15 protein-coding genes and 1 pseudogene are annotated in these 16072 nt (G+C 69.5%); 10 read left to right on the top strand and 6 right to left on the bottom strand.

What is annotated here, in order from left to right; all coding sequences use genetic code 11:
- Positions 1-301 precede the first annotated feature (301 nt).
- The 3 genes from AB0M93_RS48720 (at position 302) to AB0M93_RS48730 (ending at position 2785) form a co-directional block, all read left to right on the top strand.
- Entirely contained in the window at positions 302-1819 is a 1518-nt protein-coding gene (locus AB0M93_RS48720; RefSeq protein ID WP_364288441.1) for a trypsin-like peptidase domain-containing protein, read from the top strand.
- A 77-nt stretch (positions 1820-1896) separates the two neighbouring features.
- Positions 1897-2334, top strand: coding sequence for a Sec-independent protein translocase protein TatB (gene tatB, locus AB0M93_RS48725; RefSeq protein WP_364288444.1), 438 nt, complete (start codon positions 1897-1899; stop codon positions 2332-2334).
- A gap of 1 nt (position 2335) precedes the next feature.
- A complete protein-coding gene (locus AB0M93_RS48730; RefSeq protein WP_364288447.1) occupies positions 2336-2785 on the top strand; it encodes a GNAT family N-acetyltransferase in 450 nt (149 codons plus the stop codon).
- Positions 2786-2878: 93 nt separating this feature from the next.
- Here the strand turns inward: AB0M93_RS48730 and AB0M93_RS48735 are convergent.
- The 5 genes and pseudogenes from AB0M93_RS48735 to AB0M93_RS48755 form a co-directional block, all read right to left on the bottom strand.
- Positions 2879-3633 (bottom strand): annotated as a pseudogene (locus tag AB0M93_RS48735) (IS30 family transposase); the annotation flags it as partial.
- Positions 3634-3972: 339 nt separating this feature from the next.
- Complete coding sequence (locus AB0M93_RS48740; RefSeq protein WP_364288450.1) at positions 3973-5118, bottom strand: P-loop NTPase; 1146 nt, start codon at positions 5116-5118, stop codon at positions 3973-3975.
- A 10-nt stretch (positions 5119-5128) separates the two neighbouring features.
- A complete protein-coding gene (locus AB0M93_RS48745; RefSeq protein ID WP_364288453.1) occupies positions 5129-5629 on the bottom strand; it encodes a DUF1003 domain-containing protein in 501 nt (166 codons plus the stop codon).
- Positions 5622-6899 carry a CBS domain-containing protein gene (locus AB0M93_RS48750; protein ID WP_364288456.1) on the bottom strand — a complete coding sequence of 426 codons (1278 nt, stop codon included), beginning with the start codon at positions 6897-6899 and terminating at the stop codon, positions 5622-5624. The genes AB0M93_RS48745 and AB0M93_RS48750 overlap by 8 nt, the downstream gene beginning before the upstream one ends.
- Positions 6900-6909: 10 nt before the next feature.
- Complete coding sequence (locus AB0M93_RS48755; protein WP_364288459.1) at positions 6910-7818, bottom strand: aminoglycoside phosphotransferase family protein; 909 nt, start codon at positions 7816-7818, stop codon at positions 6910-6912.
- Between the two features lie 95 nt (positions 7819-7913).
- On the opposite strand from AB0M93_RS48755, the gene AB0M93_RS48760 reads away from it, so the two are divergent.
- Positions 7914-8801, top strand: coding sequence for an SPFH domain-containing protein (locus tag AB0M93_RS48760; RefSeq protein ID WP_364288462.1), 888 nt, complete (start codon positions 7914-7916; stop codon positions 8799-8801).
- On the opposite strand, the gene AB0M93_RS48765 is transcribed toward AB0M93_RS48760, so the two are convergent.
- On the bottom strand, positions 8798-9430 hold the full coding sequence (locus tag AB0M93_RS48765) for a DUF4190 domain-containing protein (protein WP_364288465.1): 633 nt from the start codon (positions 9428-9430) through the stop codon (positions 8798-8800). The genes AB0M93_RS48760 and AB0M93_RS48765 overlap by 4 nt on opposite strands.
- A 172-nt stretch (positions 9431-9602) precedes the next feature.
- Between AB0M93_RS48765 and AB0M93_RS48770 the strand changes: the two genes are divergently transcribed.
- From AB0M93_RS48770 to ugpC, 6 genes are all read left to right on the top strand, one after another.
- A complete protein-coding gene (locus AB0M93_RS48770) occupies positions 9603-10799 on the top strand; it encodes an acyl-CoA dehydrogenase family protein (protein ID WP_364288468.1) in 1197 nt (398 codons plus the stop codon).
- Between the two features lie 139 nt (positions 10800-10938).
- Positions 10939-11463 (top strand): general stress protein, encoded by a 525-nt coding sequence (locus AB0M93_RS48775; RefSeq protein WP_364288478.1) that lies wholly within the window; start codon positions 10939-10941, stop codon positions 11461-11463.
- A 245-nt stretch (positions 11464-11708) separates the two neighbouring features.
- Positions 11709-13031: an ABC transporter substrate-binding protein gene (locus tag AB0M93_RS48780; RefSeq protein WP_364288471.1), complete on the top strand. Its 1323-nt coding sequence runs from the start codon at positions 11709-11711 to the stop codon at positions 13029-13031.
- A 68-nt stretch (positions 13032-13099) separates the two neighbouring features.
- Positions 13100-13999 carry a sugar ABC transporter permease gene (locus tag AB0M93_RS48785; protein WP_364288480.1) on the top strand — a complete coding sequence of 300 codons (900 nt, stop codon included), beginning with the start codon at positions 13100-13102 and terminating at the stop codon, positions 13997-13999.
- The gene (locus AB0M93_RS48790) at positions 13999-14838 is read left to right on the top strand and encodes a carbohydrate ABC transporter permease (protein ID WP_364288473.1); all 840 of its coding nucleotides are present in this window, start codon (positions 13999-14001) and stop codon (positions 14836-14838) included. Before AB0M93_RS48785 ends, AB0M93_RS48790 begins: the two co-directional genes overlap by 1 nt.
- A 2-nt stretch (positions 14839-14840) precedes the next feature.
- Positions 14841-16022 (top strand): sn-glycerol-3-phosphate ABC transporter ATP-binding protein UgpC, encoded by a 1182-nt coding sequence (gene ugpC / locus AB0M93_RS48795; RefSeq protein ID WP_364288475.1) that lies wholly within the window; start codon positions 14841-14843, stop codon positions 16020-16022.
- Positions 16023-16072: the final 50 nt, after the last annotated feature.

Genomic DNA, 16072 nt, shown 5'->3' on the forward strand with positions numbered 1-16072 from the left:
CAATCGCAGAGCCCGCCAGCGCAGCCCCCGCCAGCGCAGCCCCCGCCAGCGCAGCCCCCGCCAGCGCAGCCCCCGCCAGCGCAGCCCCCGCCCTCCCTAGGGGGGCGTGCCCATGTCCAGCCTATCGGGACCCCCCGACGAAAAGCCCCGTTCAGGCCGCCTCCGCCCCGAGCTGTCCACATCACGGTGACCCTGTGGGCAAGCCGTCCAAGAAACAGCCACTTCACCCACCGACCGGCAGACTCGGAGCACTGGGCTTGGGTATCGTCACGCCCAGCCACCTGATCTTCTGCACCGGGGAATGATGACCGAGCCGAACGTGAATCCCGAGCAGCCCGGCGCGCGTGAAGCCGACCGGCTGGGCCCACGGCCGCTCGCGCGGCCGGCCGTCGATCCGGCGCAGGCCGCCGTTTTCGGCAGGCCGCAGGGTGTCGACGGGGCGTTCGACAAGCTCTACTCCCCGCGGAAAACCAACGGCGTCAACCTCGCTCCGCCCGCGCCCGAGTCGCTCGCCGAGGCGTTCCGGCGGCCGCCCGGGGCCGAAGGCGTGCTGCTCGAACGTCCGCGGGAAGCCACCGGTGACGCGCCGGATGCCGAACCTCCCCTGTGGACAGGCACCCGTGATCCGTGGCGCGATCCCGGTGCCGCCGCCGTGCTCTCCGGGCCCGCCGTGCCCGCCGAGGACGACGAGAAGCCCGTCAAACGGCCGCCCGGGGCGCTGCTCAGCCTGCCCGAGGTGCTCTTCGGGCGGCGCGTGCAGCCGAAGGCGCTCGTCCTGCTCGGAATCGTCGCGCTGCTCGTCGGGGCGGCCGGCGGCTTCGTCGGCTGGTGGGTCGGCGACACCGGCAACGAGCTCACCGGCTCCGCCACCATCTCCGAAGCCGAAGCGGGCAAGGAACGGCCCGCCGGTTCGGTCGCCGAGATCGCCAAGCGCGTCGCGCCCGCCGTCGTCTCGCTCGAGGTGTTCAAGCCCGGCGCCGAATCCGGTGAGCAGGGCTCCGGCGTCATGATCGACCCGCAGGGCTACGTCCTCACCAACGAGCACGTCATCTCCTCCGCCGCCGCGGACCCGGGCGTCAAGATCACCGCCGTCTTCATCGACGGCACCCGCACCGAAGCCAAGCTCGTCGGCGGCGATCAGAAGACCGACCTCGCCGTCGTGAAGGTGAACGTCACCAACCCGACCGTGCTGCAGGTCGGCAAGTCCGCGGACCTGCAGGTCGGCGACACCGTGATGGCGATCGGCTCGCCGCTGGCGCTGCAGAACTCGGTGACCGCCGGCATCGTCAGCGCGCTGAACCGGCCGATCACCGCCGGCGGCGACAACGGCGCCCCGCCGGTCACCTACGAGGCCATCCAGACCGACGCCGCGATCAACCACGGCAACTCGGGCGGCGCGCTCGTCGACTCGACCGGTGCGCTGGTCGGGATCAACTCGTCGATCCGGTCCGCCGGCGCGGACGGCGGCAGCATCGGCATCGGCTTCGCCATCCCGAGCGACTACGCGATCAAGATCGCGAAGGCGCTGATCAAGGACGGCAAGGTGCAGCACGCCGACATCGGCATCAACGCGTCGTCGACGGTCGCGGGCTCGTCCACGATGGGCGCCCAGGTGAAGAACGTCGCGCCCGGCGGCCCGGCCGCGAACGCGGGCATCAAGGAGGGCGACGTGATCACGAAGATCGGCAACCGGCTCGTGCGCGACTCCGCGGAACTGACGGTCGCGGTCCGCGCGCACGACGTCGGCGAAGTGGTCCCGGTGTCGCTCGCGCGCGACGGCGCGAGCTTCGTCGTGGACGTAACCCTGGCTTCCGACTGAGTTCCCGCGTTCGGCCTGCCGCAGCGCGGCAGGGGGCGGGTACCCTGGGCGGGTAGGTTCCGAGCGGAGGTAGACGGGTGTTCGACAGTGTCGGATGGGGGGAAATCCTCGTCCTCATCATCGCCGGTCTCTTCATCCTCGGCCCGGAACGGCTGCCGGAGGCGGCGTCCTGGCTCGCGAAGAGCGTGCGCAAGGTCCGCGAGTTCGCCACGGGCGCGAGGGAGCAGCTCCGCGAGGAGATGGGCCCGGAGTTCGACCAGCTGCGCAAGCCGCTGGAAGACCTGCGCGGACTGCGGAACTTCGACCCGAAACGGGTGGTGACGCAGCACCTCTTCGACGGCGACGCGGATCCCCTCGGCTTGAAGGGCATCACGAACGGCAGCCCGAACCTGGGCGGGACCAACGGCACGAACGGGACCAACGGCTCGAACGGCCACCCGGTCGGCCAGACGCAGTCCGCGCCCGAGCCGCTCAAGCCGGGCGAGCGCCCGCCGATCGACCCGGACGCCACGTAGCTTGCTCTCGATCAGCTTCCTCACCGAACCTGACCGCGCCCGATGGGAAGTCCTGGCCCGGGGCAAGGACGCGTACTTCGACGTCGAACGCAGTGACGACGCCTACGAGCGGACCTGGCGCCGCCTGCTCGACGACGACCGGATCCGCGGCATCGCCGCCCGCCTGGACGGCGAGCTGGTGGGCGTCGCGCACTACCTGTTCCACGCGAGCGTCTGGTACGCGGGGAAGTGCTACCTGGCGGACTTGTTCGTGGACGCTGCGGTTCGCCGGCAGGGCGTCGCGACGGCGATGATCGAGTGGGTGGCCCGGGACGCGGAGGAGCAGGGTTTCCCGAGCCTCTACTGGAACACGCTGGAGGACGCGCCGGCGCGGGCGCTCTACGACCGGGTGGGGAAGCTGCACCCGGGGCTCATCCACTACGCCTACCGGCCGTCCACAGCCCGGCCGTGATGTGGACAAGCCGGCCGCCCGGCCGCCGTTTCCGGCTCTTCGTCGGGTGGCCTCGGTAGACTGGACTTGGGGACGCCCCCCAAGGGGCGGTTTCTAGCGGTCGTTGCAACACTGCTGCTGGTTGTGGGTGGTGAGTAACTGTGTCATGCGTTCGGCGGGGCTGTCCCAGTTGAGGGTCATTCGGGGCCGGTCGTTGAGTTCGGCCGCGACGGCGTTCAGGTGCTCGGCGGTGTGAACGCTCAGGTTGGTGTGTTTGGGGAAGTACTGCCGCAGCAGGCCGTTGGTGTTCTCGTTGGAGCCGCGTTGCCGGGGGTGTGCGGGTCGCAGAAGTAGACCGGCATGTTCGTGGCCTGGGTGACCTGGATGTGCAGGTGCATCTCACTGCCCTGGTCCCAGGTCGGCGATCGGCGCAGCTGCTCAGGCAAAGAGGCGATCTTGGTGGTGAGGGCGTCCCGGACCAGGCTCGGCGTGTAGCCGGCGGACAGGTGCAGCAGCATCACATACCGGGTGGACCGTTCCACCGGGATCCCGATTGCCGTGCGGTTGTGGGCGCCCATTATCAGGTCGCCTTCCCAGTGGCCGGGCACTGCCCGGTCAGCGACCTCCCGCCGCAACCCACCCCGGGCCTGCACATACAACGCCTGGTAGACGGTTCGCAGCAGCTCACATGCCACTCCCAGCCGGTCGGGATAGTCGCGGCGGAGCCGGCGGGTGATCTGCTGCGGACTCCACCGCGTATCCAGCCCATCCTGGACGCTCGCCCGTAACGCTGCGTCCGCTGCCAGTTTGCTGGTCTTCGGCCGAGGCCGGCAACCGGCCGCCAGTTCATGGGTGGCGTGCGGCTGATAGATCCCACATCCCGCGGGACCCGATCCCGATCCCGTCTGGACACGAAGCAACTCCTGGACACTCAGGTGTTGCAACCACCCCTAGAAACCGCCGAGGGCGGCGGAGTTTCCGGGGGTGGGCGGAGGGGCCCACAGGGCGCGTGACGGCTTACGAGGGCCGCGACCGGGGTCTCAGCTGACGCGACTCAGCGGGATGGCTCGCCAGCCGGGGCCGGAGCCCGTTGCGCCCGCCCGGTTTTCACGACCAGCCTGCACGGACCAGCGAAGTCGCCACCCCGCAGAAACCGCCAGAGGCGTTACAGCAGACGCATGGAGAAGGGCCGAGCCCAACTCCAAGCCTCAGCGCCCCGCCGGGGTCACGTTCAGCATCATCCCCGCCAAGCCGCGTGCCCGGACTGACAGCTTCTTCGCCACGTCGTTCAGCACCACGGACGCCGGGGCCTCCGGCTCCGACAGCACGATCGGCGTGCCCGCGTCGCCCTGGGTGACCACCCTCGGGTCCATCGGTACCTGGCCCAGGAGCGGTACCTCGGAGCCGATCGACTTCGACAGCGACTCGGCCACCGTCTGGCCGCCGCCGGAGCCGAACAGCTCCAGCCGGGAGCCGTCCGGCTGCTCCAGCCATGACATGTTCTCGATGACCCCGGCCACGCGCTGGCGGGTCTGCAGCGCGATCGCACCCGCCCGCTCCGCCACCTCGGCCGCCGCCTGCTGGGGGGTTGTCACCACCAGGATCTCCGCGTTGGGGATCAGCTGGGCCACCGAGATCGCGATGTCGCCCGTGCCCGGGGGGAGGTCCAGCAGCAGGATGTCCAGGTCGCCCCAGAACACGTCCGCCAGGAACTGCTGCAGGGCCCGGTGCAGCATCGGGCCGCGCCAGACCACCGGGGTGTTGCCCGGGGTGAACATGCCGATCGAGATCACCTTCACGCCGTGGGACTGCGGCGGCATGATCATCGTGTCGACCTTCGTCGGCTTCTCGCGCGCACCCAGCATGCGGGGGATCGAGTGGCCGTAGATGTCCGCGTCCACCACGCCCACCGACAGGCCGCGCGCGGCCATCGACGCCGCCAGGTTCACCGTCACCGACGACTTGCCCACGCCGCCCTTGCCCGAGGCCACGCAGTACACCCGCGTCATCGAGCCCGGCTGGGCGAACGGGATCACCGGCTCCGCCGCGTCGCCGCGCAGGCTCTTCCGCAGCTCCGACCGCTGCTCGTCGCTCATCACGTCCAGCTCGACCCGGACGTCGACCACGCCGGGCAGCTTCGAGACCGCCTCGCGCGTGTCGTTGGTCAGTGTCGCCTTGAGGGGACAGCCCGCCACCGTCAGGTAGATCCCGACCGTCACGACGCCGTCGTCGCCGACGACCACGTCCTTGACCATCCCCAGGTCCGTGATGGGTTTCCGGATCTCCGGGTCTTGCACGCTCTTCAGCGCGCTGCGGACGTCGTCGACGCTGGGGAGCTGCTGGGTGCTGGTCACCCACCCCATGTTACGAGCCAGTAGAGCTGCGGGACTTCCTGGGCTGGATGGACAGGTCCTCGCGGAGCCGGTCGAGCTCGCTGCGCAGGTAGTCGCGCGTCGCCACTTCGCCGATCGCCAGCCGCAGCGCCGCCAGCTCCCGGGCCAGGTACTCCGTGTCCGCCTTCGTCTGGGCCGCCCGGTTGCGGTCCTCGTCCAGGGAGACGCGGTCGCGGTCGTCCTGGCGGTTCTGCGCCAGCAGGATCAACGGGGCCGCGTACGCCGCCTGCGTCGAAAAGGCCAGGTTGAGCAGGATGAACGGGTACGGGTCCCACTGCAGCGACACCGCCGTGATGTTCAGCACCACCCAGACGATCACGATCAGCGTCTGCCAGAACAGGTACTTCCCGGTGCCCAGGAAACGCGCCAGGCGCTCGGACAGCCGGCCGAACGTGTCGGGGTCGATGTTCAGCCTGAACCGGTTCTGGCCGCGGGGCTGGTCCAGCCGCCGTCCCGAAGTCAGCTCAGGCACGGTCTTCCTCCAAGGTGTCGTGCAGCCCGGTCTCCCGCCAGTCCTCGGGCAGCAGGTGGTCGAGGACGTCGTCGACGGTGACCGCGCCGATCAGGTGGTCCTCGGCGTCGATGACCGGCCCGCAGGTCAGGTTGTAGGCCGCGAAGTAGCGCGTGACCTCGGCCAGCGACGCGCCCGGTTTCAGCGGTGGCAGGCCGGTGTCGACGGCGCTGGCGACCAGCTCCGCCGGCGGCTCCCGCAGCAGCCGCTGGAAGTGCACGACGCCGACGTAACGCCCGGTCGGCGTCGCTGTCGGCGGGCGGCAGACGAACACCATGCTGGCCAGCGCGGGCGGCAGCTCGGCGTTGCGGATGTGCGCGAGGGCCTCCGCGATCGTCGTGTCCGGCGTCAGCACCACCGGCTCCGGCGTCATCAGGCCGCCCGCGGTGTCCGACGAGTACTCCAGCAGCCGCCGGACCGGCGCCGACTCTTCCGGCTCCATCAGCTCCAGCAGCCGGCTCTGCTCGGCCGGTGCGAGTTCGGCCAGCAGGTCGGCGGCGTCGTCGGGGTTCATCGCCTCGAGGACGTCGGCCGCGCGCTCCTCGGCCAGGTAGGCCAGCAGCTCCTTCTGGTCGTCGTCCGGCAGTTCCTCGATGACGTCGGCGAGGCGCTCGTCGTCCATCGCGTCGGCGACCTCGTGGCGCCGCTTCAGCGGCAGGTCGCGCACGGTTGCGGCGATGTCCGCCGGGCGCATGGTGTCGAACAGCATGAGCAGCTGGCCGGCGCCCTGGGGCTGGACGGCGAGGTCGCTCAGGCCGAGCCCGGCCACCTCCGACCACGGCAGCACCTGCATCGCCGACCGGCGGCGGCCCAGCCCGACCCGCCGCTCCCGGATGGCGAGCTTCGCCAGCACCCAGTCGCGGGTGCGGGTCGGCTCCATCCCGGCGTCGACGACGGTGATCCGGGTGCCGGACCCGGCCAGCGACGCGTGCGCGTCCAGCAGCTGGCCGAGCACCAGGACCTCGTTGGGCCGCTGGTTGAACTGGCGCATGTTGACCGAGCCGGTGGCGAGCGTCACGGCGGTCGGCTCGATCGAGGTGACCCGCAGCATCGGGACGAAGACGCGCCGCCGCGTGGTCAGTTCGACGACCAGGCCGAGGATCCGCGGCGGCTGGGCGTCCAGCCGCAGCCCGGCCACCAGGTCGCGGACCCGGCCGATCGACTCGCCGTCCGGGCCGAATACCGGCAACCCGGACAGCTGAGCTGCGAAAACCCTGTTGACCCCGGCCATGCCGGTGACACTATCGGCTGGCCGCCCAGGTAGCGATTTCCGGCACTGTGAGAAAGGCCGGGTCGTCGCTGTCCTCGCCGGACTCCGTGTACTCCTCGAGCATCCAGATCCAGTTCTGCACGGCCCGCACGAGCGTCCACGCCCGTGCTTTCGCGGCGTCCAGTTCCTGAGAGGCGACGATCAGCGCGAACCGTTCGTCCAGTGTGGACTCGGTGAAGCGGTTCCAGAACAGCGGGACGACGCCCCACTCGAGGTCGCCGGCCAGCGGCTTCGGGTCGATCACCAGCCACGGCTCGCGCGTGCCGGCCAGCACGTTCTGGAAGTGCAGGTCCTCGTTCACCAGCAGTTCACCCGCCGACGGCCCGAGTTCGCGGCAGATCGCGACGGCGTCGGCGACCAGCCGCTTGTCGAACGGTTCGCCGAGTTCCGCCCAGCGACGGGGGAGTTCTTCGGTCAACCGCGCCGCTTCGGCACGCAGGTGCCGGCGCATCGACGCGGGCGCGGGGACGGCGAGCCGCCGCGCCAGGCCACCGATGAGCGGGATCGCCGAGCGCAGCGGGAGGTCGTCGAGGGTGCGCCGGGCGTCGAGCCGTTCGAGCAGCAGGACGCCGTCGGCCGGCGCGGCGGCCAGCAGCAGCACCGCACCCCGACCGGCCCATGTGGACAGTGCGAGCGGCTCGTCGGCCGACTCCGCGTCCCGCCAGCCCAGCTTCAGCACCACCGGCGTGCCGTCGGGCAGGCGCGCGGGCTGGACCACGCCGACGTAGCCGTGCATCGCCTCGCCCTCGAACGTCAGGCCCCACTTGCGGGCGTACCCGGCGGCGAGGTCCGGCAGGGCCGCCAGCCACGCGACGGCGCCGTCGCCGAGCACCCGGGGCGCGCGGGCGGCGAACAGCGGGGGAATCCGGAACTCGGTCACCCCGTCAGCCTGGCAGCCGCGTCCAGCGCGTTTCGTCAGCTTCCCGGCGGGCGTACGCTGGGATTTCAGGGGAAAACTTAACCCCGGGAGCAGCCATGGTGGTGGAGATCCTCAGCGCCGTCGTCATCGCGGGCGGGGCCTGGCTCGCGTCGAGCGTGCGGGTGGTGAAGCAGTACGAACGCGGACTCGTCTTCCGGTTCGGCCGGGTGCGGCCGACCGTGCGGGAACCGGGCCTGGCGGTGCTCATGCCGTTCGCGGACCGGATCCAGAAGGTCAACATGCAGATCGTGACCATGCCGGTGCCGGCCCAGGACGGCATCACCCGCGACAACGTCACGGTCCGGGTCGACGCGGTCGTCTATTTCAAGGTCATCGACCCGATCGTCGCGGCGGTCAACGTCCAGGACTACCGGTCGGCGGTCGGCCAGGTCGCGCAGACGTCGCTGCGTTCGATCATCGGCAAGAGCGACCTCGACGACCTGCTCTCCAACCGCGAGCGTCTCAACGAGGGCCTGGAGCTGATGATCGACAGCCCGGCGCTGGACTGGGGCATCCACATCGACCGCGTCGAGATCAAGGACGTCGCGCTGCCGGAGGCGATGAAGCGCTCGATGTCGCGGCAGGCCGAGGCGGAGCGGGAACGGCGCGCACGCGTCATCTCCGCCGACGGTGAGCTGCAGGCGTCGTACAAGCTCTCGCAGGCGGCCGCGCAGATGGCCGACACCCCGGCGGCGCTGCAGCTGCGGCTGCTGGAGACCGTCGTGCAGGTGTCGTCGGAGAAGAACTCGACGCTGGTGCTGCCGTTCCCGGTGGAGCTGCTGCGCTTCCTCGACGCGCAGACGCCGAAGGCCGCCCCGGCGCCCGCACCGCCGGCGGTCGGACAACCGGCGGTGGAACCGCCGGCCGAGCCGAACCCGGAGGTGAACGGCCACGCGACGCCGTCTCCGCGCAGCCCGGGCGACGCGGTGCTGCCGGCGGACTAGCTGGGGAGAGTGCCGTTGGCGCCCAGGATGATCAGGGTGGTGAAGAAGCCGACCCAGAGCGCGATGACGACGTAGCCGACGATCACGGCGGCCGTGGCCAGGCCGCGGCCGCCCGCTTCGCCGCGGTTCGTCTTGCTCAGCGCGATGTGGCCCATGACGAGCCCGGCGATCGCGGAGATCCCGGAGCAGAAGCCGAGGATCGAGCACACCAGGGCGCCGATCGCCAGCGCGTTGTCCTGCCCGCGCTGCGGCACGGCGTAGGGCTGCCCGTACGGCATGGGCTGCGCGTACGGCTGTCCGTAGGCCGGCTGGTACGGCTGCTGATAGCCCTGCGGGATCGGTTGTCCCGGGGGCGCGTACGGCGTGCCAGGGATGTAGGCGGCGGGAGTTTCGTACGCGCCGGGCGGCAGATGGCCGGGCTGCTCCGCGACTGGGGTTTCGTACGCGCCGGCCGGCTGTTTCGCGGCCGCGGTCGTCTCCGGGGCGGGCTCTTCGGCGACGGTGGCGTCACCGGCCGGCGGGTCGTACTTCTCCGGCTCGTAGGACGCTGCCTCCGCGGCCGGTGGCGGGTCGTAGGCCACGGTCGGGTCGGCGGCCGGGCGGTCCTTGTCCCCGGACGGGTCGGTCATGGCGGGTCCCCTCGTGCGTGTGGGGACCACGTTAGCCGGGGGCGGCCCGGGCCGGCCGGGCCCGGCGGTTCACCGGAGCGTGAGCGCCCTCATAGCAGCGCCGGGCGTTTCGGGTCATACTCACCGGTAACCCAGCGCCGGGAGCGGCGTCGTATCCGGAAAGGGAGCCGTGATGGCCCGTCTCGCCCAGACCGCCGGCCTGACCGACGTGCAGTCGGAGATCCTCGCGACCGTCCGCCAGTTCGTGGACAAGGAGGTCATCCCGCACGCGCAGGAGCTCGAGCACGCCGACACCTACCCCGCCGACATCGTCGAGGGCATGAAGGAGATGGGCCTGTTCGGGATCACCATCCCGGAGGAGTACGGCGGGCTCGGCGAGTCGCTGCTGACCTACGCGCTGGTCGTCGAGGAGATCGCGCGCGGCTGGATGAGCGTGTCCGGCGTGATCAACACCCACTTCATCGTCGCGCACATGATCTCCCGCCACGGCACGGACGCGCAGAAGCAGCACTTCCTGCCGCGGATGGCCACCGGCGAGGTCCGCGGCTCGTTCTCGATGTCGGAGCCCGACCTCGGCTCGGACGTCGCCGCGATCAAGACCAAGGCGAAGAAGACCGATGACGGCTACGTCATCGACGGCTCGAAGATGTGGCTGACCAACGGCGGCTCGTCCAACCTGATCGCGCTGCTGGTGAAGACCGACGAAGGCGCGGAGAAGCCCCACCAGAACCTGACGACGTTCCTGGTCGAGAAGCCGGAGGGCTTCGGCGAGGTGGCGCCCGGGCTCACCATTCCCGGCAAGATCGACAAGATGGGCTACAAGGGTGTCGACACGACCGAAGCGGTCTTCGACGGCTACAAGATCGGCGCCGACATGGTGCTCGGCGAAGCGCCGGGCAAGGGCTTCGCGTACATGATGGACGGTGTCGAGGTCGGCCGCGTGAACGTCGCCGCGCGCGCCTGCGGCATCGCGATCCGGGCGTTCGAGCTCGCGGTGGAGTACGCCCAGCAGCGCAAGACGTTCGGCAAGGCGATCGCCGAGCACCAGGCCGTCGCGTTCAAGCTGGCCGAGATGGCGACCAAGGTCGAGGCGGCGCACCTGATGATGGTGAACGCGGCCCGGCTCAAGGACTCCGGCGCCCGCAACGACGTCGAGGCCGGGATGGCGAAGCTGATCGCTTCGGAGTACTGCGCGGAGGTCACGCAGGACGCGTTCCGGATCCACGGCGGTTACGGCTACTCCAAGGAGTACGAGATCGAGCGGCTCATGCGCGAGGCGCCGTTCCTGCTCATCGGCGAGGGCACGAGCGAAATCCAGAAGACGATCATCAGCCGTGGCCTGCTGCGGGAGTACAAGTCGCGCTCCTGAAGGGCACTTTCACGTGAAAGTGCCCGCGCTGTTTGTCGCCCTGTCGACAAACGGCCGCCCGGCCTTTCGGGGTAAGCGGCTCGCACGGTCCGGGTGTTCTTGACAAGATGGACACCCAGGACCCACGAGTGCGCAGGTGATGATGGTGAGTAGTCCCTTTGGCGGGGGCCGGGCGCCCGGTGGGCTGCCGCGGCTGCCGACTCCGCCGACCGGCTGGCCGATCGGGTCGTACGCGACCTACGGCGAGGCGCAGAAGGCGGTCGACTTCCTCGCCGAGAACGAATTCGCCGTCGGCGACGTCACGATCGTCGGCGTCGACCTGATGCTCGTCGAGCGCGTGATCGGGCGGCTCAGCTGGGGCCGCGTGCTGGGCACCGGCGCGGTGTCCGGCGCGTGGTTCGGCCTGTTCGCGGGGCTGCTGCTGGGGTTGTTCGTCAACCAGGGCTTCGCGTTGCAGGTGCTGACCGGGCTGGTGCTCGGGGTGCTGTCCGGGCTGATGTTCGCCGCGATCGGGTACAGCATGTCCCGGGGCCGCCGCGACTTCTCCTCGGCGAGCCAGCTCGTCGCCGGCCGCTACGACGTCCTGTGCCAGCCGCGCTCGGCCGAGCAGGGCCGGGAACTGCTGGCCAAACTGGCCCTTAAACCGCCGTCTGCCAACCCCTAGAAAACCCCGCTCTTACCAGGGAAGAATCACGATTCGGTGCGCGGTGGGCTGAATCGTTACCGATACTGCTTGCGGGGTGTGATCGCCCGGCATAAGTTGACCGACACCAGTCGGGCGGCCTCGCCCAACCAGCGCGGCGGCCCGAGCACTAGCACGTCGGGGTGCTGGCGCGGTTTCGCCTTCATCGCGTCGCGGTGCCCGCCGGGTCCCGCGGTAACCGGCGTGCACGCGGGTGAGGAGGCCTTATGGGGAAGAGGATCGGCGCGGGCAAACGGGGACGCTCGCCCGGCCGCACCGCAGTCCTGCTGGGGGCAGGGGCATTGGTGACCGGCATGCTGGCCGGGTGCGGGACGAGTTCCGGACTGAAGATCAACATCTACATGTCGCCCGAGGACAACTTCCAGAAAGTCGTCGACGCCTGCAACGTGAAGGCGGCCGGGAAGTACGAAATCGTCTACAACAAGCTGCCGCGCGGGGCGGACGACCAGCGGCTGCAGATGGCGCGCCGGCTGGCCGCCGGCGACACCGCCATGGACATCCTGGGCCTCGACGTCACGTGGGTGTCGGAGTTCGCCGAGGCCGGCTGGGCCGAGGAGTGGACCGGCCAGAACAAGACCGAGGCGTCGCAGGGCGTCCTGCAGGGACCGCTGGACACCGCGACCCACAACGGGAAGCTGTACGCGGCCACGAAGAACACCAACGTCCAGCTGCTCTGGTACGACGACCGGGTCACGCCGAAGCCGCCGGCGACGTGGGACGAGATGATGCAGGAGTCCCAGGAGCTCAAGCAACGGGGCAAGCCCTACGAGATCGTGTTCACCGGCGCGCAGTACGAAGGCCTGGTCGTCTTCTACAACACCTTGGTCGCGTCGATGGGCGGGCACATCCTGTCCGACGACGGCAAGTCCGTGGTGATGGACGACGGCGCCGTGAAGGCGCTGGAGCTGCTCAAGAAGGTCTCGACGTCGGGGCTCACCGACCCGTCGCTGAGCAACATGAAGGAAGACGACATCCGGCAGGCGTTCCAGCGCGGCCAGGCCGCCTTCCAGCTCAACTGGCCCTACGTCTACGCCGCCTACGCCAAGGACAAGAAGGCGGACCTCGCGCACTTCAAGTGGGCGGTCTACCCGGCGGCGCAGGCCGGGATGCCCGCGCGGACCACCATCGGCGGGTTCGACCTGGCGGTGAGCACCTATTCGCAGCACAAGCCGGAGGCGTTCGAGGCAGCGCTGTGCCTGCGCAGCCCGGAAAGCCAGAAGATCTCCGCGATCAACGACGGCGTGCCGCCGAGCATCGAATCGGTGTACCACAACGACGTCCCGCTCGACCCGGGCAAGCCGGCTTCGGCCGACAACCCGAACATGGCGATCCAGTACCCGATGCGCGAGGCGATCCTCGCCGCGCTCAAGACCGCCGCGGTCCGTCCGCTGACCCCGGCGTACCAGAACGCTTCGACGGTCATGTCGAAGGTGCTTTCGCCGCCGTCGGACATCGACCCGCAAGCCACCGCGGCCAAGCTGCGCGAGCAGCTCGGTGACGCGCTCCAGTCGAAGGGAGTGATCCCGTGACCGTCCAGGACTCGACCCCGGCCGAAACCACCGGGGCCACCGTCGCCGGGGAGGCGACGTCCCACAAGGTGGGCAAACCCGCCCTCTCCGAAGGGAAACGGGCCGAGCGGCGGCTCGGGTTGTGGCTGTGCGCGCCCGCGTTCATCGTGATGATCGCGGTCACCGGCTACCCGATCATCTACTCGTTCTGGCTGTCGCTGCAGCGGTACGACCTGCGGTTCCCGGCGCAGCAGCAGTTCATCGGCTTCGACAACTACGGCGCCGTGCTGTCCAGTTCGTACTGGTGGACGGCGTTCGGCACCACGATGTTCCTCACCGTGGTGTCGGTGGCCATCGAGTTCGTGCTCGGCATGGCGCTGGCGCTGATCATGCACCGGACGCTCGTCGGCCGCGGCCTGGTCCGCACCGTCGCGCTGATCCCGTACGGCATCGTCACGGTCGTCGCGGCGTTCTCGTGGTACTACGCGTGGACGCCGAAGACCGGCTACCTGGCGAACATGCTGGCCTCGGACGCGGCCCCGCTCACCGACCGGTGGCCGTCGCTGTTCATCATCATCGGCGCCGAGGTGTGGAAGACCACGCCGTTCATGGCGCTGCTGCTGATGGCCGGCCTGGCGCTGGTCCCTGACGACTTGCTCAAGGCCGCGGCGATGGACGGCGCGAGCGCGTGGCAGCGGTTCACGAAGGTGATGCTGCCGGTGATGAAGCCGGCCATCCTGGTGGCGCTGCTGTTCCGCACGCTCGACGCGTTCCGCATCTTCGACAACATCTACGTGCTCACCAACGGCGCGCAGGACACCGGTTCGGTGTCGATGCAGACCTACGACAACCTCGTCAAGGGCCTCAACCTCGGCATCGGATCGACGATGGCGGTGCTGATCTTCATCACGGTGGCGATCATCGCGTTCATCTTCATCAAGGTGTTCGGCACGGCCGCACCGGGTTCGGACAACGGGGGTAAGCGCTGATGACGATGGGAACCGTCACGACGGGCCGCAAAGTCAGGTGGGGCCTGGTCGACATCCTCGTGCTGGTGTTCGCGCTGGTGCCGGTGCTCTGGGTCGTCTCGCTGTCGTTCAAGACCAAGGACACGATCACCGACGGGTCGTTCATCCCGCAGTCGTGGACCTGGCAGAACTACGCGGACATCTTCCAGACGTCGGAGTTCCTGCTGGCGCTGGTCAACTCGATCGGCATCGCGATCATCTCGACCGTGATCGCGGTGGTGCTGGGCACGATGGCCGCGTACGCGGTCGCCCGGCTAGACTTCCCCGGCAAGCAGGTCCTCGTCGGGCTGTCGCTGCTGATCGCGATGTTCCCGCAGGTGTCGCTGGTGACGCCGCTGTTCAACATCGAACGGAACATCGGGCTGTTCGACACGTGGCCGGGCCTGATCCTGCCCTACATCACGTTCGCGCTGCCGCTGTCGATCTACACGCTGTCGGCGTTCTTCCGGGAAATCCCGTGGGAGCTGGAAAAGGCGGCGAAGATGGACGGCGCCACCCCGGCGCAGGCGTTCCGGAAGGTGATCGCGCCGCTGGCCGCGCCGGGGGTGTTCACCACCGCGATCCTGGTGTTCATCTTCTGCTGGAACGACTTCCTGTTCGCCATCTCGCTGACGTCGACCACGGCGTCGCGCACGGTGCCGGCGGCGCTGTCGTTCTTCACCGGGTCCTCGCAGTTCGAGGACCCGACCGGGCAGGTGAGCGCGGCCGCGGTCGTGATCACCATCCCGATCATTGTGTTCGTGTTGTTCTTCCAGCGTCGCATCGTGGCGGGGCTGACCTCCGGTGCGGTGAAGGGGTAGTCATGGCAGAAATCGTCCTCGACAAGGTGTCGAAGAAGTACCCCGACGGCGCGCTCGCCGTGTCCGAAGTGGACATCACCATCGCCGACGGCGAGTTCATCATCCTGGTCGGCCCGTCGGGCTGCGGGAAGTCGACGACGCTGAACATGGTGGCCGGCCTGGAGGACATCTCCTCCGGCGAACTGCGGATCGACGGCCAGCGCGTCAACGAGAAGGCGCCGAAGGACCGGGACATCGCGATGGTGTTCCAGTCCTACGCGCTCTACCCGCACATGAGCGTCCGGGAGAACATGGCCTTCCCGCTGCGGCTGGCCAAGGTCGACGACAAGATCGTGCGGGCGAAGGTGGAGGAGGCGGCGACGATCCTCGACCTGACCGCGCACCTGGACCGCAAGCCGGCCAACCTCTCCGGTGGCCAGCGCCAGCGCGTCGCGATGGGCCGGGCGATCGTCCGGAACCCGAAGGCGTTCCTGATGGACGAGCCGCTGTCCAACCTGGACGCCAAGCTGCGCGGCCAGATGCGGACGTCGGTGTCGAAGATCCAGAAGCAGCTCGGCACGACGACGCTGTACGTGACGCACGACCAGACCGAGGCCATGACGCTGGGCGACCGGGTCGTGGTGCTGCGGGCCGGGTACGTGCAGCAGATCGGTTCGCCGCAGTTCCTCTACGACAACCCGGCGAACCTGTTCGTGGCCGGGTTTATCGGCTCGCCGTCGATGAACTTCGTCCCGGCGACGCTGGAGAACAACGAGCTGCGGAGTGCGCTGGGCACGACGCCGCTGACCGACCGCGTCCGGCAGCTGGTGGAGCGGGCGAACGCGCCCCGCGACCTCATCGTCGGCATCCGGCCGGAGCACTTCGAGGACGCGGCGCTGGTGGAGGCCGGTCAGAAGGCGGGCGGCGCCTCCTTCACCGCGCACATCGACGTGCTCGAGTCGATGGGGTCGGAGAAGTTCGCCCACTTCACGGTGGAGGGCGAAACGGCGACGTCCGAGGAACTGGCGGAGCTGGCCGCGGACAGCGGTTCGTCCGACGTCCCGGGCGCGGAGTCCCAGATCGTCGCCCGTCTCTCGGCCGAGTCGTCGGCGAAGGAGAACGCCGACCTCGAGGTCTGGTACGACGCGGACAAGATCAAGCTGTTCGACCCGTCGAACGGCAAGAACCTCACCTACGAGGACTAGGTCTGCCGCCGCGGTCGTGAGTGGTGAGGCGAGTTCTAACTCGCCTCACC

This window comes from Amycolatopsis sp. NPDC051102, assembly GCF_040682815.1.
Taxonomy (GTDB): Bacteria; Actinomycetota; Actinomycetes; order Mycobacteriales; family Pseudonocardiaceae; genus Amycolatopsis.

Coding starts and splice junctions, on each gene's coding strand:
- AB0M93_RS48775 (WP_364288478.1), top strand. CDS start 10,939: ATGATGGTGAGTAGTCCCTTTGGCGGGGGCCGGGCGCCCGGTGGGCTG.
- AB0M93_RS48720 (WP_364288441.1), top strand. CDS start 302: ATGATGACCGAGCCGAACGTGAATCCCGAGCAGCCCGGCGCGCGTGAA.
- ugpC (WP_364288475.1), top strand. CDS start 14,841: ATGGCAGAAATCGTCCTCGACAAGGTGTCGAAGAAGTACCCCGACGGC.
- AB0M93_RS48790 (WP_364288473.1), top strand. CDS start 13,999: ATGACGATGGGAACCGTCACGACGGGCCGCAAAGTCAGGTGGGGCCTG.
- AB0M93_RS48780 (WP_364288471.1), top strand. CDS start 11,709: ATGGGGAAGAGGATCGGCGCGGGCAAACGGGGACGCTCGCCCGGCCGC.
- AB0M93_RS48770 (WP_364288468.1), top strand. CDS start 9,603: ATGGCCCGTCTCGCCCAGACCGCCGGCCTGACCGACGTGCAGTCGGAG.
- AB0M93_RS48750 (WP_364288456.1), bottom strand. CDS start 6,899: ATGGCCGGGGTCAACAGGGTTTTCGCAGCTCAGCTGTCCGGGTTGCCG.
- AB0M93_RS48760 (WP_364288462.1), top strand. CDS start 7,914: ATGGTGGTGGAGATCCTCAGCGCCGTCGTCATCGCGGGCGGGGCCTGG.
- AB0M93_RS48765 (WP_364288465.1), bottom strand. CDS start 9,430: ATGACCGACCCGTCCGGGGACAAGGACCGCCCGGCCGCCGACCCGACC.